The 20,754-nt window shown below is 72.8% G+C and carries 18 protein-coding genes; 5 read left to right on the top strand and 13 right to left on the bottom strand.

Going from position 1 to position 20,754, the window contains the following annotated elements; translation table 11 throughout:
* Positions 1-12 precede the first annotated feature (12 nt).
* Complete coding sequence (locus tag ACIPXB_RS04060) at positions 13-1,230, bottom strand: hypothetical protein (RefSeq protein WP_401444208.1); 1,218 nt, start codon at positions 1,228-1,230, stop codon at positions 13-15.
* A 262-nt stretch (positions 1,231-1,492) separates the two neighbouring features.
* Here ACIPXB_RS04060 and ACIPXB_RS04055 point away from each other — a divergent pair, with 262 nt between their 5' ends.
* Complete coding sequence (locus ACIPXB_RS04055; RefSeq protein WP_401444206.1) at positions 1,493-1,663, top strand: hypothetical protein; 171 nt, start codon at positions 1,493-1,495, stop codon at positions 1,661-1,663.
* A 92-nt stretch (positions 1,664-1,755) separates the two neighbouring features.
* Here the strand turns inward: ACIPXB_RS04055 and ACIPXB_RS04050 are convergent, their stop codons facing one another.
* The 3 genes from ACIPXB_RS04050 to ACIPXB_RS04040 form a co-directional block, all read right to left on the bottom strand.
* Positions 1,756-2,916, bottom strand: a complete 1,161-nt coding sequence (locus tag ACIPXB_RS04050) for a hypothetical protein (protein ID WP_401444203.1) — start codon at positions 2,914-2,916, stop codon at positions 1,756-1,758.
* Positions 2,913-3,872 (bottom strand): S8 family serine peptidase, encoded by a 960-nt coding sequence (locus ACIPXB_RS04045; protein ID WP_401444200.1) that lies wholly within the window; start codon positions 3,870-3,872, stop codon positions 2,913-2,915. The genes ACIPXB_RS04050 and ACIPXB_RS04045 overlap by 4 nt, the downstream gene beginning before the upstream one ends.
* A gap of 170 nt (positions 3,873-4,042) precedes the next feature.
* Entirely contained in the window at positions 4,043-4,819 is a 777-nt protein-coding gene (locus tag ACIPXB_RS04040) for a helix-turn-helix domain-containing protein (protein WP_401444197.1), read from the bottom strand.
* Positions 4,820-5,052: 233 nt separating this feature from the next.
* Here ACIPXB_RS04040 and ACIPXB_RS04035 point away from each other — a divergent pair, with 233 nt between their 5' ends.
* On the top strand, positions 5,053-5,883 hold the full coding sequence (locus tag ACIPXB_RS04035) for an alpha/beta fold hydrolase (RefSeq protein ID WP_401444194.1): 831 nt from the start codon (positions 5,053-5,055) through the stop codon (positions 5,881-5,883).
* Positions 5,884-5,929: 46 nt separating this feature from the next.
* Here ACIPXB_RS04035 and ACIPXB_RS04030 read toward each other — a convergent pair whose 3' ends face one another.
* The gene (locus ACIPXB_RS04030; RefSeq protein ID WP_401444191.1) at positions 5,930-6,547 is read right to left on the bottom strand and encodes a hypothetical protein; all 618 of its coding nucleotides are present in this window, start codon (positions 6,545-6,547) and stop codon (positions 5,930-5,932) included.
* Positions 6,548-6,979: 432 nt separating this feature from the next.
* Between ACIPXB_RS04030 and ACIPXB_RS04025 the strand changes: the two genes are divergently transcribed.
* The gene (locus tag ACIPXB_RS04025) at positions 6,980-7,312 is read left to right on the top strand and encodes a hypothetical protein (RefSeq protein ID WP_401444188.1); all 333 of its coding nucleotides are present in this window, start codon (positions 6,980-6,982) and stop codon (positions 7,310-7,312) included.
* Between the two features lie 310 nt (positions 7,313-7,622).
* Here ACIPXB_RS04025 and ACIPXB_RS04020 read toward each other — a convergent pair whose 3' ends face one another.
* The 3 genes from ACIPXB_RS04020 to ACIPXB_RS04010 form a co-directional block, all read right to left on the bottom strand.
* Positions 7,623-8,273 carry a CE1759 family FMN reductase gene (locus ACIPXB_RS04020; RefSeq protein WP_401444185.1) on the bottom strand — a complete coding sequence of 217 codons (651 nt, stop codon included), beginning with the start codon at positions 8,271-8,273 and terminating at the stop codon, positions 7,623-7,625.
* Positions 8,270-9,421, bottom strand: a complete 1,152-nt coding sequence (locus tag ACIPXB_RS04015; protein ID WP_401444183.1) for an LLM class flavin-dependent oxidoreductase — start codon at positions 9,419-9,421, stop codon at positions 8,270-8,272. Before ACIPXB_RS04015 ends, ACIPXB_RS04020 begins: the two co-directional genes overlap by 4 nt.
* Positions 9,422-9,507: 86 nt before the next feature.
* On the bottom strand, positions 9,508-10,431 hold the full coding sequence (locus ACIPXB_RS04010; RefSeq protein WP_401444180.1) for an aldose 1-epimerase family protein: 924 nt from the start codon (positions 10,429-10,431) through the stop codon (positions 9,508-9,510).
* 284 nt (positions 10,432-10,715) lie between these two features.
* Between ACIPXB_RS04010 and ACIPXB_RS04005 the strand changes: the two genes are divergently transcribed.
* A complete protein-coding gene (locus ACIPXB_RS04005; RefSeq protein WP_401444178.1) occupies positions 10,716-11,666 on the top strand; it encodes a DUF389 domain-containing protein in 951 nt (316 codons plus the stop codon).
* A gap of 142 nt (positions 11,667-11,808) precedes the next feature.
* Complete coding sequence (locus ACIPXB_RS04000) at positions 11,809-13,650, top strand: glycoside hydrolase family 15 protein (protein WP_401444176.1); 1,842 nt, start codon at positions 11,809-11,811, stop codon at positions 13,648-13,650.
* On the opposite strand, the gene ACIPXB_RS03995 is transcribed toward ACIPXB_RS04000, so the two are convergent.
* The 5 genes from ACIPXB_RS03995 to ACIPXB_RS03975 form a co-directional block, all read right to left on the bottom strand.
* Positions 13,643-15,394: a cation:proton antiporter gene (locus ACIPXB_RS03995; protein WP_401444174.1), complete on the bottom strand. Its 1,752-nt coding sequence runs from the start codon at positions 15,392-15,394 to the stop codon at positions 13,643-13,645. The two genes, ACIPXB_RS04000 and ACIPXB_RS03995, sit on opposite strands and share 8 nt — an antisense overlap.
* Positions 15,395-15,439: 45 nt before the next feature.
* A complete protein-coding gene (locus tag ACIPXB_RS03990) occupies positions 15,440-16,492 on the bottom strand; it encodes a cytochrome d ubiquinol oxidase subunit II (RefSeq protein ID WP_401444172.1) in 1,053 nt (350 codons plus the stop codon).
* Entirely contained in the window at positions 16,489-17,985 is a 1,497-nt protein-coding gene (locus tag ACIPXB_RS03985) for a cytochrome ubiquinol oxidase subunit I (protein WP_401444171.1), read from the bottom strand. Before ACIPXB_RS03985 ends, ACIPXB_RS03990 begins: the two co-directional genes overlap by 4 nt.
* A gap of 33 nt (positions 17,986-18,018) precedes the next feature.
* Positions 18,019-18,813: an SDR family oxidoreductase gene (locus ACIPXB_RS03980; RefSeq protein WP_401444420.1), complete on the bottom strand. Its 795-nt coding sequence runs from the start codon at positions 18,811-18,813 to the stop codon at positions 18,019-18,021.
* 265 nt (positions 18,814-19,078) lie between these two features.
* On the bottom strand, positions 19,079-20,659 hold the full coding sequence (locus tag ACIPXB_RS03975) for a GMC oxidoreductase (RefSeq protein ID WP_401444169.1): 1,581 nt from the start codon (positions 20,657-20,659) through the stop codon (positions 19,079-19,081).
* Positions 20,660-20,754: the final 95 nt, after the last annotated feature.

The raw sequence follows: 20,754 nt of genomic DNA, 5'->3' as shown, positions 1-20,754 counted from the left end.
ACGGCTGGAGTACTAGGGGCAGAGCACTCCCTTGGCCGGCGGAGCGCCGGCCGCGCCGTACAGGTGGGTCGTCGGGTCGGGGGTGTAACCGACGGTGTCCTCGCCGAGGACGCCCATGGAGCGGAACGGGCCCACGGTCTGCCGGTAGACGTGGCCGGCGTGGGCGTAGTCCACGATCAGGCCCCATTCGTAGTTGCCCTCGCAGGCCGACACGTCGACGCGCACGACGGCCGGATCGGCGGCGCTGACGGTGAAGGCCGGTCCCAGTGGGTTGGCGTTGGCCTTCTGACGACCGGGCTCGGGCTTTCCGTCGATTCCCCGGTCCGTCAGGACGGCCCGGTCCAGGTCGTAGGAGAAGACACGGTTGTAGCTGTCGCCGCAGCCCCCTTGCGTCACGGCGATCCACGCGGGCGGGCCGATCCGGATGGGCCGCGGGGTGGAGGGGCGGATGTCCTGGACGACGACGGTCTTGCCCTCCTCCGCGCTGAGCGTGAGGTACAGGTGCCCGGCTCCCCAGGTCGCGCCGCCCTTGGCGGTGACGTTCTTGCGGAAGTCGATGTCCTGGGGCTGGAACGAGGACAGCGGGGGGCCGCCGGCCGGCATCGCGACGGACGTGGCTCCGTCGCAGTCCTCGTACGTGGGCCAGGAGGAGGTGAGGAACAGCGGGCCCTTGTCCGACGGGCCGGTCGCCGTGGTCCCGGGAGGCGCCGTGTCGGGCGGTGACGACGCGGGGGGTTTGCCGTCCGTGCCCTCGGCGCTCATTGCGCCGACGATGCCCCGGATGCCCAGGCCCGTCCCGGCCAGGGCGAGCACGCAGAGGACCGAGAGCCACGCGGACCGTGCCCGCCGGGAGGGCGTGCGCGCCGCGGGCTCCGCCGCGTGGGGGACGGGGAAGCGCGGGCCGGGGTCGCCTCCGCACCGGTGGTAGGCCGCGGCCCAGTCGGCGACGACCGCCGTGACGTCGGGCTCGCCCTGGTGCTCGGCACAGATCCGGACCAGGAGCTCGACCTGGTCCCACTTGGGCTTCCGGCTCGAGTCCGTGTTCACGAGCGCGTTGTACGTCGCGACCCCGGTGTACGCCTGGAGGCCCGGGATGCCGCGGCCGGCCATCTCCTCGCTGAGGGCGGGCAGGCTCCGGAACGCGGGACCCCCCTCGCGCAGGGCGTGCAGCGCCCCCCGATACTCCTGCCAGGTCCGCGCTTCGGACAACCGCGCCCGCCACGTGCTCATGTGCGCCACTCCCTCGACACTCGGCCGGGGCCCAGGATCCCGCAGATCCGCGCGTCAGGTGGCGTGTTGGACGGACATCGGAACCGTTCGGGAACGGAATTGGTATGGAGCGAACGGTGTCCGGCGCGGTGTCCTCGGGCCATGCCGCCCACCGGACGGCGGCCCGCCCCCACCGGGGCGGCAGGAACGAGCGGGGAGGGACCGCCTGCCATGGCAGCCAGCACGCCCACGACCGAACGCCCGACGAAAGACCGAGAGGGTCATGGCGCTCACCATCGCGCTCCTGTGCGGGCTCGCCGCCGCGCTGATCGCCTTCATCCTCACCCGCCACGGGGGCGGCACCACCCTCATGGGCATCGGTGCGTCCGCGAGCACCTTCATCACCGTTTCCGGGTTCGTCGCGTGGCTCGAGGAGAAGCTCGACCTGCTGTAGGAGCGGGAGCGCCGAACGCGGCCGCCGACTCCCGGGAGTCGGCGGCCGCGTTCGGCCGCGTCACGGATGCGGGCACATCGTGACGGGGGCGGTCAGCGGGCGGCGAGCAGGTAGGCGTTCGTGATCGTCTCCCGTACGGTGTTGCCGCCCTTGTCCTTCAGGTCCACCTGGAAGGACACGGCTCCGGCCGTCGCCGGGTGCTTCACGCTCACCGAGCGCGCACCCTTCGCGTCGGTCCGCACCGCGAGCGGCTTCCAGGTCGCACCCCCGTCGAAGGAGACCCTGACGGCCAGTTCGGCCACCTGACCGACGGCCGCCCCGGCCGCCCCGCCCAGCAGCAGCGGCACCTTGAGGGTGCTGCCCGCCGGGGCCGTGCCGTCCAGGGCCAGGTCCGGCGCGAGCCGTACCGTCGACAGCGGCAGCCGGACCGACTCCTCCCCGGACGGGCGGGCCGAGGTGAACGTCCACACGGCCGCGACCTTGGTACTGGTGGCGGTGTCCTCCGGTGCGCGGCTCGCTTCCATGCTCAGGCGGTACGCCGCGGAGCCGGCCGGGACCTCGGCGCTCAGCCAGTCCGTGGCGGACCCTTCCGCGATGACCCGGCCGCCCGATTCCAGCCGGGCGAACCCGTCGGTGACGACGGACGAACCGGAGTGGCCGGCGCCGTCGTTGAACAGCTGGACCCTGGTGTCGAGGTAGTCGCCGGTCCGGTGGGCGCCCTGGTCGGCGCCGGCGCCCGCGTCCAGATCGGGGCCGACGACACCGGTGTTGAACTTCAGCGTGTGGCGCGAGCCCGGCCGGTAGGCCACCGGGCCCTCGGTGTAGGCGATCCGCCCTTCGCCCTCGGCGTCGACCTGCGCCGCGTACCAGGTCCAGCGGACGCCGGCGGCGCTGACGTAGGTGGTGGCGGCCAGCGGCAGGCTCTGGTCGGCCGGCTCCCACACCCCGGTGCCGAAACCGCCCGGGTCGGTCGGTGTCACCCAGATCCGGGCCTTCGCCCCGGTGACCGACGCGCCGAAGCCGAGCTTCACCTCCGCGACGTCGGCCTTGGTGACGCTGCGCCGCAGACCGGTGAACCAGCTGCCCGTACGGTGGAAGGCGAGCCGGTAGTCGGTGTGCGCGCCGGCCGCGCCGGGCCTCTTCCACACGCCGTTGTACTGGGCGCGCAGGTCTGCGCCGGCCGGGCCGAGCGCGGCCGTGAGGACCTGCGTACTGCCGTCGGTGTACCAGGTGTTGCCCACGCCCGCGGTCATGTCGTGGTATCCGACGGTGGCGTTGACCAGGGTCGCGGCCGGGTCCCGCCGCCCGATCGCGCGCCCGAGCCGGCGAGGGTGGAGGCCACGTGCGTGCCGTGCCCGTGGGCGTCGGTGATCTCGGGCGAGTGGGAGAAGTTCGCCTGCGCCGTCTCGACGCCCCGCAGGTCGGGGTGGGTCTCGTCCACGCCGGTGTCCAGGACCGCCACGGTGACGCCCTTGCCGGTGTGGCCGGCGTTCCACAGGCTGGGCGCACCGATCTGCGGCACGCTCCGGTCGAGGGCGACGCGGCCCTTGGCGTCCAGCCACAGGCGGGCGACGGGTGGGGCGGGGGCGGGCCCCGTGGTGCGGGCGGGCGTGCGGCCGGTGACCGTGGACCACAGGGCCGCCGTATCGGCCTTGGACGCGTGGAAGGCCTCGCCGTCGACGGCGGGCAGCGGGCGGCGCTCGCGCGCGAGCCCGGCGAACGCGTCGGGGGTGGTGGCGAAGGCTCCGGGCCCGCCCTTCCCCGGTGCGGCGGCGTCGCGCCGGTAGCTGACGATGAGCGGCAGCGTGCTGCGGTGCGCGTCGTCGTACCCGTCCCTGACGAGCTGGGCGACGTCGAACAGCCGCCGGTCGAGGACGCCGCCGGCGACCAGGCGGTGGGCGTCCTGCGGGATGGCGTACGTGTGCCCGCCCTCGCGGCGTACCGAGAAGGCGATCCCCTCCCGGCCCTTGCCGCGGACGAGCCGGCTGACGCTGCCGTCGTCGCCGACGACGACGCGGTCGCCGGTGATGAGCGTGACGGTCGCCGGCGCCTTCGCCGCCGTCCCGGCCGACGGCCTGACGGATGTCGTCGTACCGTCCCGTGCGCTGGAGCCGGCGGCTGCCAGCGCCGGCGGGCCGTCGGCCAGCACCGCCCCCGCGATCAGCGCGGCGGCCAGCGCCGCCGTCGCGGCCCTTGAGGCTATTCCCACCCGTGTTCCCCCGACTTCGCGTGTGTGCGGACTTGTTGGTCCGTATTACGCACGCATGCCGGCCTGCGGTTCTCGCCTGCGCGAGATCGCCGGGGAGTTACACCCCTGGGTGTAGGCGGGCGCTCACCGTGGTGAGCGGAACGGCCGTCGCCGAGTGGTACAGGACGCCGCTACCGGCCCCGGGCCGGTTCGCCGTCGCCGTCGGGGCCCGGGCTGGTACCGGGGCCGGGGCCCGCCGCGGGCTGTGCGGAGAGGATGTCGCGGGCCTGGTCCGCGGCGCGGGCGATGCTCTCGCCGACGAACTCCACGAAGCGGGCGACGTTCTCCAGGCGGGCCGCGGCCGGGGTGTCCCGGCCGAGGATGGCCACGCCCTGCCGGGCGGTCTCGGCGAGCATGATGTTGGCGCGGGCGCCGGCCATCGTCGACTGGTACCAGACGTCGTTGTCGGCGACGTAGCGATCGCGGCGGCGTTCGTCGCGTTCCCGGCGGACGAGGCCCTGGCCCTCGAGGAACGTGATCGCCTTGGAGACGGACGCCGGGCTGACCTGGAGGTGCCCGGCGAGTTCGGACGCGGTGAGGCTGCCCGCGTCGGCGGTCAGGAGGCAGGTCAGCACCCGGGCCATCATCTTGGGCAGGCCCGACTGCATGAGGAGGGTCGTGAACGTCTCCTCGTACTCGCGCACGGCCTCGGCGTCGCGCCCGGGGGCCTGCGCGGGCGCCTGCGGCCCCGGGACCGCGGTCTTCCTGCGCCGGTGGGCGCGGCGTTCGGTGGCGCGGTGGGCCAGGTCGGCGCGGTAGGCGGTCGGCCCGCCGTTGCGCAGCACCTCGCGCGTGACCGTCGAGGTCGGGCGGTCGAGACGTCTGGCGATCTCCGCGTAGGCGAGCCCGTCGGCCACGCCCTGCGCGATCTGCTGACGCTCCTGTTGCGTGAGCCTGCCTCCCGGCATCGGCATCTCCTTCGTGTTCCGTGAGGGCGCCAGCCTAGCGTTCACCTTCGATCCAGTGCAACGAACTCCCTGACCGACGTTGCGTTAAATCGATACCCGTTGCAATGAATTCTAGGCTTTGAGCTGGGAACATGAGCTTCCCACGCAACGAGCACGTTGCACGATTCGTGAATGCTACGTAGCGTTTCTGGTGTCAGAAACAACTGCCGCAAGAACTGAGAAGGAGCACCACCATGACGCAGCACGGCTCGCCCTCGACCGACGCGCACTGGACCGGCATGGTGCCGGTCGACGACACCGCCCTGGCCGTCACCGACACCGGCGGTTCCGGCGTCCCCGTGGTCTACCTCAACGGCCAGTTCGCCACCCAGGGTTACTGGCGGCGGGTCCTCGCCGACCTGGGGACGGGCCCGGGATCGGGGTGGCGGCACATCACGTACGACGAGCGGGCCCGCGGCAGGAAGTCCGGGCGCTCCGCGGACTACTCCTTCGAGGCCGCCGTCCGGGACGTCGACGCCGTTCTCGCGGCCAGGGGCGTGGAGCGGGCGCTGGTGGTGGGCTGGTCCTACGGGGCGTACGTCGCCACGCACTGGGCCCGCCGCAATCCCGGCCGCGCCCTGGGCGCGGTGCTGGTCGACGGCGCGGCGCCGTACGACTGGCTGGACGAGGCCATGGAGCGGCGGATCCGGAGGATGTTCCGGCGGATGGGCTGGTTCATGCCGCTGCTGCGCCCGACGGGGCTGGTCCCGCGGATGACCGCCGACGAGCAGGCGGACAGCAACATCGAGCTCGGCCGGCTCGGCAGCACCGCCGAGCTGGGCCCCGTACTGGACGCCATGACCGTCCCGGTACGGTATGTGCTCGCGTCGGGAACGTCCCTGGGCAGCAAGGGGGACGAGCAGGAGCAGATTCGCGCGGGGCTCGGCCAGGTCTTCGAGCGCAACCCGAACATCCGGCTCAGCGCGAAGGTGCCCAGCAACCACGGGGCGATCCTGCGCAAGGACTTCCGGGCCGTCGCCGACGCGGTACGGGAGGTCGCCGCCCTCGAGCACGCCGGGCAGTGAGGACGCGCCCCTGCCCCGCACAAGAGGGCGCAGGGGCTCGGGAGGGTCACTTCTTCATGCAGAACTCGCGGTACGCCTCGTCGTAGGCGACGTCGTAGCCGACGCGGTAGCCGTTCTGGTACGCGAGGATCAGCACGTCCGGCTTGGCCGGCGGCGTCAGCGTCGCGTGCTCCCGCGTACACGTCAGCCGGGCGTCCTCCTTGCCCCACCTCGCTCCCGCCGCCTGGCCCGCGGCGGCCATGCTCTCCTGGGTCTCCGTCTGCGGCCGCTGGGCGGGCGGGAGCTGGGGCAGGTCGCAGTTCCTCTCGTACGTGTGCTTGAAGGCCTGGTTGTAACCCTCCACGTAGCCCTGCCGCTTCCCCCGCTCGAACGGGGTGGGGTTGACCGGCGCCAGCGGGGGCGGGATCCGCCGGCACTGCAGGCCGGTGTCGTAACCGGCGTCGATCCCCATGTCGAAGCCCTCGCGGCAGCCCAGGTGGTAAGGGTCGGCGGGCATGCTGCGCAGGTGACAGGTGGCCGGGACGGCCGCCGGAGCGGGATCCACGGCCGCGGCGGCCGGAGCGAGCGCGAGCAGGGCGGCGAGCGGGGCCGCGCCGAGGACGGCGCGGCGTGCCGCGCCCCTGGTGGTGCGGTGTGGACGGCGGGTTCGGACGAGGCGGTTCATGGCGCTCCTGGCGGGCAGGCGCTCGGGCCGGACGTCCGCCGGCCCGGGACGGGCGGTCGGATGGAGGACGTGGGGCGGGGCGGGTCCGGTGCTGCGGTGCTGCGGTGCTGCGGTGCTGCGGTGGCACGGCGCGCCGCCTCCCTCCGTTCCCATCGTCCCGCCGCGGTGGTGCGGTGTCGACCGGGAGGCCCGGGAGCCACGGGGCCGCCAGGCCGCCGGACCGCCGGACCGCCGGACCCCGGCCTGCTGTGGGTCAGGGGTCATGACAACCGATCGCCCCGGAACCGCGTCCTCCTCGCGGGGGCGATCTCCGCCCCGCACCGACCCTGGAGGGGCATCATCGACGCGCAGACATCCGACCGTTCCGGCCGGAGCGCACGGCCCGCAGGGAGGTACGGGATCCGCGGGGTACTGCTGGGCGGTGCGGCGGGTGTGGTCCTGACCGCCGTCCTCCTGACCGTGGCGTGGTGGCCCCGGACCGAGGTGACGTACCGCAGCAGTGCCCCGGCCGCGGTGGTCTACGACGACCGGTTCCCCCACAGCCTGGCGCTGGTGCACGAGTACACGCTGTCCGGACGGCACTCCTACCGGATGGTGATCGGCAGGGGTTCCCACCCGTCCTACGGGCACTGGGTGGACGTCGACAGCGTCCTGGGGGCCGAAGGGATCGAATCCACCACCTGGACCGAGTCCGGCGTACGGGTACGCTTCCCGACCGGTCACGAGGTCTTCGTCCCGGCCCGCTTCTTCCTGTACGGCAGGTGACCGGGCCACGGCTCGTCTCCCTCTACGTACCCCCCGCCGCACGTCCTGAGAGGTCCGCTCCCCCATGCCCGTGGCCGAACCCCCTTCAGCGTCCTGTCCGAGGACTTCGCCGCCGACCCCTACCGCAGCTTCGCGTGGCTGAGGGAGCGGGCTCCCGTGCACGACGAGCAGGGCTACGGCGGCTACGGCGTCGTCAAGTACGACCGCACCACGGGCGCCCGGATGCCGGGCGAGGCGTTGTTCGTTCCCGCCGCGCACGCCCTGCGCGAGGACGACGGCTACCGGCACGACCGCCGGCCGCGCGCCCTCCCTACTCGACGCGCAGTGCGGCCAGGCGGCGTTCGAACGGCACCACCTGGAAGCCGTCCGCCGGGTCCACCGAGGTGATCGCCCCGGTCAGGGAGCGGGGGGCGATCGCCGCGGCGGTGTCCACGTCCGGGGCGGTGGTCCGGGGGGCCATGGCGCGGGCCAGTTCCGCGCCGGCCCGGGTGATGCGCTCGGCCAGGCCCTCCCCGCCCCAGTCCTCCGAGGCCGCGTACACGGCGGTCGGCAGCGCGACGGCGCGCAGGTAGGTGAACAGCGGGCGCAGGGCGTGTTCGGTGACCAGGGAATGCCGGGCCGTGCCGCCGGTCGCGCCGAGGAGCACCGGCTTGCCCGTGAGGGCGTCCTTGTCGATGACGTCGAAGAACGACTTGAACAGGCCGCTGTACGACGCCGCGAAGACGGGCGTCACCGCGATCAGGCCGTCCGCGGCCGCCACCGCGTCGAGCGCGGCGGCGAGCCGGTCGGACGGGAACCCGGTCACGAAGTGCTGGGCCAGGTCGGTGGCCAGGTCCCGCACTTCGACGATGTGGGGCTCGGCGTCCAGGTGCGACAGGGTCGCCGCCGTGAGGCGGTCGGCGAGGAGGCGGGTCGAGGAGGGGGAGCTCAGGCCCGCCGATACGACGACGAGGTTCGTCATGACCGGGACTCCTCCTGGTCCGAGGACTGCTGGGTGGGCCGCTGGGACGACTGCGGGGAGGCCTGCTGCGACGGCTGCTGGGATTCCGCCACGCGGGACGCGTGCGTCGGGGCGTCGGGGACGCCGGCCGGGCGCAGGTTCGCGAACTCCTTGCGCAGCACGGGGACGACCTCTTCGCCGAGCAGGTCGAGCTGCTCCAGGACGGTCTTCAGGGGCAGGCCCGCATGGTCCATCAGGAACAGCTGCCGCTGGTAGTCGCCGGCGTAGTCCCGGAAGGACAGGGTCCGCTCGATGACCTGCTGCGGCGAGCCGACGGTGAGCGGCGTCTGGGCGGTGAACTCCTCCAGGGAGGGGCCGTGGCCGTAGACCGGCGCGTTGTCGAAGTACGGGCGGAACTCGCGGACCGCGTCCTGGGAGTTCCTGCGCATGAACACCTGGCCGCCGAGCCCGACGACGGCCTGCTCGGGGGTGCCGTGCCCGTAGTGGGCGTAGCGCTCCCGGTACAGGTTCACCATCTGCCGGGTGTGGGAGGCCGGCCAGAAGATGTTGTTGTGGAAGAAGCCGTCGCCGTAGTACGCGGCCTGCTCGGCGATCTCCGGGGAGCGGATGGAGCCGTGCCAGACGAAGGGCGCGACGCCGTCGAGCGGGCGCGGGGTCGAGGTGAAGGACTGGAGCGGCGTACGGAAATTGCCCTTCCAGGTGACGACGTCCTCGTCCCACAGGCGGCGCAGCAGCGCGTAGTTCTCGATGGCGAGGTCGATGCCGTCGCGGATGTCCTTGCCGAACCAGGGGTAGACGGGACCGGTGTTGCCGCGGCCCATCATCACGTCCACGCGGCCCTCGGCGACGTGCTGGAGCATCGCGAAGTCCTCGGCGATCTTCACCGGGTCGTTCGTGGTGATCAGTGTCGTCGAGGTGGACAGGATCAGGTTCTCGGTGCGTGCGGCGATGTAGCCGAGCATCGTCGTCGGCGAGGAGGGCACGAACGGCGGGTTGTGGTGCTCGCCGGTGGCGAAGACGTCGAGGCCGACCTCCTCGGCCTTCTGGGCGATGGCGAGCATCGCCTTGATGCGCTCGTGCTCACTGGGCGCGCGTCCGGTCGTCGGATCGGGCGTGACGTCACCGACGGTGAATATCCCGAACTGCATGGCTCCCCTTCCCGAGGTTGTTTACGATTCAACTATACCCGGGAACGAGTGGCACGTCCGCCGTATTCCCCGCGCCGCTTTCCCCCTCAGCCGCCCCACGGGGTGATCCCCCAGCGCATCGTGTGCCGCGCACCGGGCGCCAGGGCCACCACCGCCGTGCCGCTCGTGAACGCGTCCGGCGGGCAGGACATCGGCTCGACGGCCACGGCGCGGCGCCGCTGCGGGGCGGGGAGCGTGTCGCCTGTGTAGATCTGCAGGTGGTCCGCGCCCTCGCCGAGCCAGAGGTCCGTGCCGTACGCGCCGGAGGGGTGGGCCAGCCGGACCACCGCGCGTCCCCGCGCGTCCCGGTCGAGGGAGCCGAACGGGGTGTCCAGCGCCGTCCCGCCGATCGCCCTGGCCGTACGGAAGTCGTACGGCGTACCGGACACCGGCTCCTCCTCCCCCACCGGCAGGCCCGCGCCGTCGGTGCGCAGCCACGTCCTGGCGGGCACGGTCAGCAGCGCCTCGTCCACCGTCCCGGTGCCGACCGTGAGGTAGGGGTGCTGCCCGACGCCGTACGGCGCGACGCCGTCGCCCCGGTTCCAGGCGGTCACGGCGACCTCCAGGCCGGCGTCGCCCAGGGCGTACTCCGCCCGCGCCCGCAGGTGGAAGGGGTAGCCCGGCTGCGGCCAGAGCGTGGCCTCCAGTGCCGCCCGGCGCGCGTCCGCGTCGACGACCTGCCACGACGTCCAGCGCAGCAGTCCGTGGATGGCGTTGCCGTGCTCCGGCTCCGTCAGGGGGAGCTGCTGGTCCTCGCCGTGCCACCGGTAGCGGCCGCCGCCGATCCGGTTCGGCCAGGGCAGGAGGATCTGGCCGCGCCCGGCGGTGATCCGGTCCCCGGCTCCGAATCCGGCCACCAGCTGCCGGTCCCCCACGGCGTACGACCGCAGCGCCGCCCCGAGCTCCACGACGACCGCGACGTGGTCGTGGTGCCGCAGGATCGTCTGCTGTCCGGACGGGCTCTCGTGCACAGGGGGAGCCTGGGAGCGGACCCGGGACGGCGCAAGCGGGACACGTGCCTTCGGAGGGATTCCCGCGCACAAGTCGCCCGATGGGCCCACCGGTCCATGGCCCCGGCCGGCCGGCCGCCGACGGCCCGCGGCGACGACCCGTCGACCGCTGCGCGCCCCCGGCTGCCATTCGGGCGGGCGTCGGCCCCCCCGGCGGCGGGCCTGCGCCCCGGCGGTGGCGGTCGCGGGGAGCATCGTGACGCCACCACGCCCGGCCGCGGGGCCGACGCCCACAGGAGGCCCGGATGGACCTGATCCACTTCCGTATGGTGACGCCGCCCGAGCTCACCCGGCGCACCGTCGACCTGCTCACGGCGGACGGCCACGTCCTCAACCTCGTGGTCTGCGAATCCGCGGCGCGCGCACCCGACGGCGACACGGTCGAGTGCGATGTGGTCAAGGGTGCCGCGAACGGGGTGCTCGGCGGGCTGCGCGCCCTGGGGGTCGACCGGACCGGGTCGATCGCCGTCGACGACGTCGAGATGATGTTCTCGCAGCGCGCCGAGCGGCTGGAGGCGGACCAGCCCAGCGCGCTCGTCCACACCCCGCTGTGGGCCGCGGTCGAGGCCCACATCCGGGCCGAGGGCACCTACCTGCCCTCCTTCTACCTGTTCCTCGTCGTCGCCGGGATCATCGGCTCGGTCGGCATCATGACGAACTCCCAGATCCTCATCGTGGCCGCCATGGTCGTCGGACCCGAGTACAACGCCATCGCCGGCATCGCCCTCGGCCTCGACCGCGGCAACCGACGCCGGGTGCGCGAGGGACTGCGCGCGCTCTCGGCCGGGTTCCTGCTGGCCATCGTCGTCACGTTCGCCTTCGCGGTGCTGGTGCGCGCCGCGCACCTGGAGTCCGAGGCCTTCCGGCTGGGCGTGCGCCCGGTGTCCCACCTCATCGACACGCCGGACTTCTTCTCGCTGGTCGTGGCCACGCTCGCCGGGATCGTCGGCATCGTCTCGCTCACCGAGGCCCGCGCGAGCGCCCTCCTCGGCGTCTTCATCTCGGTGACCACGATCCCCGCCGCCTCGGACATCGCCGTGTCGCTCGCCTTCGCCGACGGGTCCGAGGCCTGGGGCTCGCTCCTGCAGCTCCTGCTGAACGTGGTCGTCCTCGTCCTCGTCGGCCTGCTCACCCTGCGCCTGCAGCGGCGCTTCTGGCGTCGCGCCCGGGCCGCGGCCGCCGGGCCACGGGCGTAGCGGCGGCGGCACCGACCGGTCCGCCCCGCCCGCCCGGAAACGGAGCCCCGTTCCGCCCTCGGCGGGCCCCCGGCCGGTCCCGGGCTTAACCTGGCCGGGGGAACGGATCCGGGTGACGTCTCACAGCCGGAAGGACGCCGTGATGGACAAGTACCCGCTGATCGAGAACCACGGTCTGATCGGAGACCTGCAGACGGCCGCGCTGGTGACCATCGACGGAACGGTCGACTGGTTCTGCAGTCCGCGGTTCGACTCACCCAGCGTGTTCGGCGCCCTGCTGGACAAGAACAAGGGCGGGCACTGCACGGTCCGGCCGGCCCACGCGACGTACGCGACGAAGCAGTTGTACCTCCCCGACACGGCGATCCTCGTGACCCGTTTCATGACCGAGGCCGGAGCCGGCGAGGTGGTGGACTTCATGCCGCTGACCGGCACCACGGTCACGGCCCGCCACCGGCTGGTCCGCATGGTCCGCTGCGTGCGCGGCAGCATGACGTTCGAGGTCTCCATCGCGCCGCGCTTCGACTACGGGCGCAAGCCGCACGAACTCCACGTCACGGAGCACGGAGCGGTGTTCACCTCGGAGGGGGCCTCGCTCACCCTGCACCCGATCCGCGAACCGGACGACGAACGGCTGGCGAACTCCCTGACCGGCGAGAAAGACCTGTACCTCTCCTTGAGCCTGAGCGCGGGACAGCAGCGCGGGCTGGTCCTGGAGACCGGCTCCGACGGGCCGCCCCGGGAGGTCCCGCTGGCCGAGTACGAGCAGCTGTTCCACGAGACCATCGACTTCTGGCGGTCCTGGCTGTCCGGGTCGCACTACACGGGTCGCTGGCGGGAGGCGGTGGAGCGCTCCGCCGTGACCCTGAAGCTCATGACGTACGCCCCCAGCGGCGCCGTGGTGGCCGCCCCGACGACGGGCCTGCCCGAGCAGCTCGGCGGGGAGCGCAACTGGGACTACCGGTTCACGTGGATCCGGGACGCCTCCTTCTCCGTGTACGCCCTGCTGGGCATGGGGTTCACCGAGGAGGCCCGGGCGTTCATCGGGTGGCTCGACGACCGCATCAAGGAACGGGCCGGCGGCGACGGGGGCTCCGGGCCGCTGAACATCATGTACACGGTCGACGGCTCCTCCGACCTGAAGGAGGAGAGCCTGGAGCACTGGGAGGGCTACGAGCGTTCGGCTCCCGTGCGGGTCGGCAACGGCGCCGCGACCCAGCTCCAGCTCGACATCTACGGCGAGGCGATGGACAGCATCTCCTTCGCGCACCGCCACGGGATCCACCTGGGGTACCGGGGGTGGACCGGACTGCTGCACGTCCTGGACTGGCTGGCCGACAACTGGGACCAGCCGGAGGAGGGCCTGTGGGAGACCCGCGGCGGCCGCCAGGACTTCACGTACGGCCGCGCGATGTCCTGGGTGGCCTTCGACCGCGCGCTGCGGATGGCGCAGGCCACCGGCCGGCCGGCTCCGGCGCAGCGCTGGAGCGCCGCCCGGGACGCGCTCTACGAGCAGGTCATGGCGCAGGGCTGGAGCGAGCCGCGCGGCGCGTTCGTCCAGCACTACGGCAGCGGCGTGCTCGACTCGTCGCTGCTGCGCATGCCGACGGTGGGCTTCCTGACGCCCGGGGACCCGATGTGGACGTCGACGCTGAACGCGATGGAGCAGGAACTGGTCACCGACAGCCTGGTGTACCGGTACAACCCGGAGGCCTCGCCGGACGGGCTGCGCGGCTCCGAGGGCACGTTCTCGCTGTGCACGTTCATGTACGTCGACGCGCTGGCGCGGGCCGGGCGGATCGACCAGGCCCGGCTGGTGCTGGAGAAGATGCTGGGGTACGCCAACCACCTCGGCCTGTACTCGGAGGAGATCGACCTGACGGGCCGCCAGCTGGGCAATTTCCCGCAGGCGTTCACCCACCTGGCCCTCATCGACGCCGCCATCACCCTGGACGCGGCGCTGAACCAGGCGAAGATCAGGTAGGCGCGGGGCCGAGGAGCACCCGGGCCTCGCCCTCCGCCGGGGTGCCCGGCGGGACCGCGCCGACCGGCTCCAGCCGCCCGTCGCGCCGTACGACGAAGAGCGTCGTGGACCCGGGCGGCAGGGGATCCGTGGCGGGCCGTACCAGGAAGCGGGCGCCCCGGCCGTGGCGGGCCGCAAGGGCGTCGCGGGCGAGCTCCGGGCCGAAGAGGACGGCGCCGCCGGTGTACGGGGCCACGACCCCGCTGCTGTCGGGCGGCGGGCCGATCCGGTAGACCGGTCCCTCGACGCTGTCCTGGACGACGACGGAGGCGAGCGCGTTGAAGTCGTCGTCGTCCGTGCAGAGGAGGACCGCCGTGACCCCCTCCAGGCGGGCCCCGGGGTCGGCCGCCGCCGCCAGGAGCTCGCCCGGGGCCAGTTCGAGGCCGGCCTCCTCGATACGGCGCCGCTCCCGCGCGAGCCCCGCCCACATCAGCACGTCCAGCCCAACCGTGCGCAGGGTCAGCGCCAGATCGACGACCCAGGGCGCGCCGCCGACCAGCAGCGGCCGGGTCCGGGCGGGCCGGACGACGCCCAGCCGGGCGGCCACGGGCCGGGCCGTGAGCGCGTACACCAGGACGGTGCCGACGATCACAAGGAACGTGACGGGCAGGATGTCCTCGGCGCCGGAGAGGCCGTCGTCGACGAGGGTGGCCGAGAACGTCGCGGCGGTGGAAGCCGCGACGATGCCGCGCGGTGCCATCCAGCCGATGAACGCCCGCTCCCCGGAGCCGAGGTGGGTACGGGCCGTCGCCAGGCCGGCGACCAGCGGCCTGACCACGAGGACGAGTCCGGCGACGAGGGCCAGCGAGGGGAGCAGCACCGGTACCACGGCGCGGGGCGCGACCGTGGACGACAGCGAGATGAACAGCAGGCCGATGATCAGCTGGACGACGGTCTCGAAGAAGGGGCGGCGGGCCGGCATGTCGAACCCGGGCAGGTTCGCGGCCGCCATGCCCATCACGATCGCCGCGATGAGCCCGGTGTCGTCGAGGAGCATGTCGCAGCCCGCGGCCACCGCGACGACCGCCGCCAGCTGGGCGAGCGTCCCGAGCGTCTCGCCGAGCCGCATCCGCCGCAGGGTCGCCCACAGCAGCAGGACCCCGACCGCGCCGCCCGCCAGCCCGACGGCCAGGCTCCCGAAGAACATGCCGAACCTGGGACCCTCGCCCGACTGGAGGTGGACGATGACGTGGAAGGCGACGGCCCCCAGGATGCCGCCGATCGGGTCGATCAGTGAGCCTTCCCAGATCAGGATCTTCCGCACCCGGTCGGTCGGCCGGACGTGGTCGAGCAGTGGGCCGACGACGGTCGGACCGGACACGACGAGGATCACGCCGATCATCACCGCGACCGTGAGCGGTACGTCGAACAGGGCCATGACCAGCCCCAGTCCGGCCGCCCAGGTGATCAGGACGCCCGGCAGGATCAGCCGTACCACCACCGACCGCGGCTCGCCCGTGAGGTGGTGCAGGCGCAGGCCCAGGCCGGCGTCGTAGAGGATGACGGCGACGGCCAGGGACACCAGCGCCGGGAAGTCGGGCGCGAGCTGGTCGGGGTGGATGACGTCGGTCAGCGCCCCTGCGGTGAAGCCGACCGGCAGCAGCACGATCAGGGACGGCACGTGCAGCCGGCTCGCCAGGATCTGGGAGCCCACGGCGAGCACGAGGGTCAGGGCGATGCCGAGCAGGATCTGGTCTTCGCTCACGGTGTTCCCGTCCCTCCCGCCCGCACCCGGCCCGGCCCGGCGGGGTCAGTCCCGGCCCTGCGGGCCGCCGCCCCGCCGCAGGTCGGCATCGGTGAGGGGTTCCAGCTCGCCGCGCGTGTCGAGGCGGTAGAGCAGGAAGACGGCGGGGAAGACCAGGGCGAGGGCCACGAGGGTGACGATGAGCAGCCAGTGCAGTGTGGCGGGCGCCCCGGCCCCCTCGGCCACCGTGAGCGAGCCCGGGATCAGGTACGGGCGCTGCGCCATCCCCCAGGCGATGACCGCCGAGGCGACGACGGCGACCGCCGTGACCCGCGACCACACGCCGGAGGCGGCGGTGCGCAGCAGCAGCCAGGCCGTCACCAGCGTCGCCCCGGCGGACACGATGACGAAGAACAGCCCGGCGCCGTGGGTGAGACCGTGCCAGACGTACGGGGCGTCGCCGTGGGTGACGAACAGGGTGACCACCGCCAGGGCGGCCAGGGCGGCGAGGGCGGCCAGGGCCCGGCGGCGGAAGTAGGCGTGCAGGTCCGGGGCTTCGAAGCGGACCGCGTCCGCGGCCAGGAACACCGCGCCGAGCATCGCCGTGGCGACGATCGCGAGCAGGCCGAAGAGCACGGAGGTGGGGTTGGACCAGGCGTGCGCGGACGGCTCGGTGCCCGGTGCCACCCGGCCGGAGGCGATGCCGCCCACCGCGGCGCCCAGGAAGAACGGGGTGAGCAGCGAGGCGACGGCGAACACGGCCCCGTAGACGCGCCGTCCGGCGAGCCTGCGGGTGGGCTTGCGCAGGGCGAAGCCGGCGCCGCGCAGGACGGTGCCGACGGCCGCGAGGGCGAGGGGCAGCCACATGGCGAGGAACACCGTCTGGAAGAAGACGGGGAACCCGGTCCACATGATGATGAGGACGAAGATGAGCCAGACGTTGTTGACCTCCCACACGGGCGCCATGGCGTGGTCGATCAGCCACCGGGGGCGCTTGCCCCGCTCCGCCCCGCCCGCGGTCAGGTCCCAGAAGCCCGCGCCGTAGTCCGTGCCGCCCGCGCAGGCGTACGCGGCGATCGCGAGCAGCAGGACGACGGCCACGACGTCGGCGGCGGTCACCGTCCGTCCCCCTCGGTCGGTGCCGGGCCGTCGCCGCGTCCGGCGGCGGGTCCGGCGGCGGTGCCGCCGGCCGCGACCGCCGGGCGGGGGCCGTAGGGGGTGTCCGTCTCCGGTGTCCGCAAGGCCGCTCCCGCACCGCTGCGCTCGTCGTCCAGCCGCCATCGGGTGCGCATCTTCAGGAGTACGGCGAGGAAGGCGCCGAAGATGAGCACGTACACCACGACGATCAGCCCGAACATGGTCCACAGGGCGCCGGAGCGGGTCGCGGTGACGGCTTCGGCGACCCTCATGTTCTGGTAGACGATCCACGGCTGGCGGCCCACCTCGGTGGTGATCCAGCCGCATTCGACGGCGACGACGCTGGCCACGCCGGCACACGCGGCGCTGCGGTAGAACCACGGGGAGGCGGGCAGCCGGCGGCGGCGCAGCCAGACGATCCCGTACCACAGGGCGAGCAGGACGAGGACGGAGCCGATGCCGACCATGATGTCGAAGGCCCAGTGGGCGATGGTGGCCTGAGTGGCGTTCGGCCGCTCGTCGGCGGGGACGGAGGTCAGTCCCGTGACCCTCGTGTCGGGGCTGAAGCCGGCCAGGATGGAGTCCAGCTGGGGGATCTTGATGCCGCCGGAGACGGTCCCGTCGGGATGGAGGCGGCCGAAGAGGTATTCCGGTACGTGCGTGTCGGTGTTCCAGACGATCTCCATCGCGGCGAACTTCACCGGCTGCTTGTGGAACACGGCGCGGGCGATGGCGTCACCGAGCATGAACTGCACCGGTGTGAAGACGGCCGCGACGGTGAAGGGCACGGTGAAGCCCAGGCGGTGGTAGTGGTCCCGGCGGCCGCGCAGCCAGCCGACGGCGTACACGCCGGCCACGACGTATCCGGCGGTGAGCAGCATGGCCACCACGAAGTGCCAGTACTGCGGCCCGAACATCGGGGTGAAGATCGCCTTCCAGACGTCCACGTCGACGGGGTTGCCCTGGTCGTCGAGGCTGAATCCCTGCGGGGTGTTCATCCACGAGTTGGCGGCGAGGATCCCGAAGGCCCCCAGGAGGGCGGTGGCCGGCAGGGGCAGTCCGAGCAGGAAGTGGGTACGGGCGGGCAGCCGGCGCCAGCCGTAGAGGTAGATGGCGATGAGGACGGCCTCCAGGAAGAACGCCCACGCCTCGACGCCGAAGCCGATCCCGAAGACGTCGCCCCACCGGCCCATCAGGCCCGGCCAGAGCAGGCCGAACTCGAAGGACAGGACGGTTCCGGTGACCACCCCGATGGCGAACTGCACCGCCATGACCGCCGACCAGCGCCGCGCCAGCAGCAGGGCGGTCGCATCGCCCTTGCGCAGTCCGTAGCCGTGCATGATCAGGGTGATCAGCGGCAGGGCCACGCCCAGGGGCACGAGGATGATGTGCGAGGCGAGGGTGAAGGCCATGAGCGAGCGGGCCGGCAGCATCTGGGGCGGGACGTCCGCCAGCAGGTGAACCGTGGTGTGCATGCGTGTCTCCCCCGGGGGCCGACGCGGGTGGGGTCAGCCGCCGGTGGCGAAGCCGGGGAAGAGGGTCATGCCCCCGTCCACGTAGAGGGTCGCTCCCACGACGTAGTCCATGAGGTCGGAGGCCAGGCCGACCGCTGCGTGGGCGATGTCCTCTGGGTCGCCGACCCGGCCGTACGGGATCAGCTTGAGCAGGTCCTGCTCGGCCTGCGCCGTGTCCCAGGCGCTGCGGTTGATGGGCGTGCGGATCGCGCCGGGGGCGATGGCGTTGACCCGGATCTTCTTCGGAGCGAGCTCCTGGGCCAGGGTCTCCATCATCATCTGGACGCCGCCCTTGGAGGAGGCGTAGTTCACGTGCCCGGCCCAGGGGATGATCTGGTGCACCGAGCTCATGCAGATGATCTTGCCGGCCGATGCCGACACCTCGGGGACGACGCCGCGGCGCAGGAACTCCTTCGTCGCCTCGCGGGCGCACAGGAACTGCCCGGTCAGGTTGACGTCCAGCACCTTCTGCCACTGGGCGAGGGTCATGTCGGTGAACGCGGCGTCCCGCTGGAGTCCGGCGTTGGCGACGAGGATGTCGATGGTCCCGAACTCCTCGATCATCCGGTTCGTCATCGCGACGACCTGGTCCTCGTCGGACACGTCCGCCTCGTACGCCGCCGCGCGCACCCCGAAGGAGGTGATCTCCTCGACGACCTTCTCGGCGTCCTCGCGGCCGGCCACGTAGTTCACCACCACGTCCGCCCCGGCCCGGCCCATGCCGATGGCGGTGGCCTTGCCGATCCCGGAGTTGGCGCCGGTCACCAGCACCTTCTGGCCCCGGAGCAGATGTGCGGGAATCACGCCCCGGGGTACGTGCTCGGTGGAACTCAACTCTGACCGCCTCCTCCGCGAACGTGTCCCGTGCTGTCCGGGCCAGTCCGGACGGTCCGCGTGAGGACGGCCGGGCGGGTCCGGGAGCCACACAACCACCGCCGCCGGAGCGCGGCCGCCCGCGGCGGTGCGCATTGCGTCACCCGGCTGAGGTTCTTCGCCTGTTCGGCGGTGTCCCGGCTCGGACAGCGCCGGGTGTCCCGGCCCGGACCGCGCCGGGTCAGCCGATCCGCTCCAGGAGGTGGTCGCCCACCCGCAGCGCGTTCGCGATGGCCGTCAGGGACGGGTTGACCGCGCCGATGCTCGGGAAGAAGCTCGTGTCGACCACGTACAGGTTGTCCAGGTCGTGCGCCTTGCAGTGCACGTCCAGGGCCGAGGAGGCCGGGTCGGTGCCGAAGCGGACGGTCCCGGCCTGGTGGGCGGTGGCCCCGATCGGCATGCCCTTGTGCAGGTAGATGCTGTGGTCCAGCAGGTGGTGCTCGTGCATGCCCAGGTGCCCGAGCATGTGCTGGAGCTTGTGCCGCAGCCGCTCCAGGCCGGCCGTGTTGTTGGTCTCGTCGAGCGCGAGGTGGATCCGGCCGTCGCCGTCCAGGGTGACCCGGTTGTCGGGCAGCGGCAGGTCCTCCCCGCACAGCCAGAAGTCGACGGCGTGGTGGGCCATGACCTCGAACGGCATGTCCGGGGTCACCGCGCCCGCCCAGCGCGGGGCCTCCCCGTGGATCTGCTGCGCGTCGGACTTGCCGAGCATCTGGATCCCGCCGAGGGGGTAGTCCCAGTCGTCCGCGCCCAGGTACCAGTCGTGCAGGGCCAGGGTCTTCTGGAACTGCGTGTCGTTGGGCTCCCTGGACACGGCCATCAGGGCCAGGTTGTTGTGGCGCATGTAGAAGCGGCCGACCACGTCCGAGCTGTTCGCCAGGCCGCGCGGGTGCTGGTCGTTCGCCGAAGCGAGCAGCAGCGCCGCCGAGTTGACCGCCCCGCAGGCGACGGCCACGATGTCCGCCGAGAACCGGACCTCCTCGCCGTCGGCCAGCCGGGTGACGACCGCGCTGACGCTGCGGCCCGTCACGTCGGTCTCCAGCCGCACCACATGGGCGTTGGTGATCATTTCGACGTTGGGGTGCTCCAGGGCCGGCTCCACGCAGATCACCTGGGCGTCGGACTTGGCGCGTACCAGGCAGGGGAAGCCGTCCACCCGGTTGCAGCGGATGCAGACGCTGTGCGGGGTCGCCCGCCCGTCCGCGTCCTGGGTCAGGTCCACCCCGATCGGCAGGTGGAAGGGGTGCAGGCCCCGCTTCTCCAGGTCGTCGCTCAACTGCTGGATGCGCGGCTCGTGTTCGACCGGCGGATAGGCGTACTGCGCACTGGCCGGCCCCTCCCAGGGGTCCTCGCCGTGCCGCCCGTGCACCAGGTACAGGTGCTCCGCCTGGGTGTAGTACGGCTCCAGGTCCTCGTAGCGGATCGGCCAGGCGGGCGAGAGCCCGTCGTGGTGGCGCAGTTCGCCGAAGTCCTCGGGGCGCAGCCGGAAGAGCGCCGCGCCGTAGAACTTGGTGTTGCCGCCCACGTAGTAGTTGACCTCGGGCGGGAACGCGCGACCGTGCTTGTCGAACCAGAACTCAGGTGCGCGGTACTTGCCCTTGACGAAGACGGCGGTGGACTCCCAGTTGTCGCGTTCGCGCGGGAGGTAGTCACCGCGTTCGAGGAGGAGCACGCGTTTACCGGAGGGGGCGAGCCGGTGGGCGAGGGTGCCGCCGCCGGCGCCGGTGCCGATGATGATCGCGTCGTAGTGGGGGGTGTCGCTCACCGCGACCACCGTCCGTCCTCGGTCTGTGGTGCCGCGCCCTCACCGGGCCTGTCCGTCACAGCGGGGTCCCTCTTCGAACGTATACGCCGCCGGCC

The organism is Streptomyces sp. NPDC090022 (assembly GCF_044748145.1).
Taxonomy (GTDB): domain Bacteria; phylum Actinomycetota; class Actinomycetes; order Streptomycetales; family Streptomycetaceae; genus Streptomyces.
This window is presented reverse-complemented; position numbering and strand designations above follow the sequence as displayed.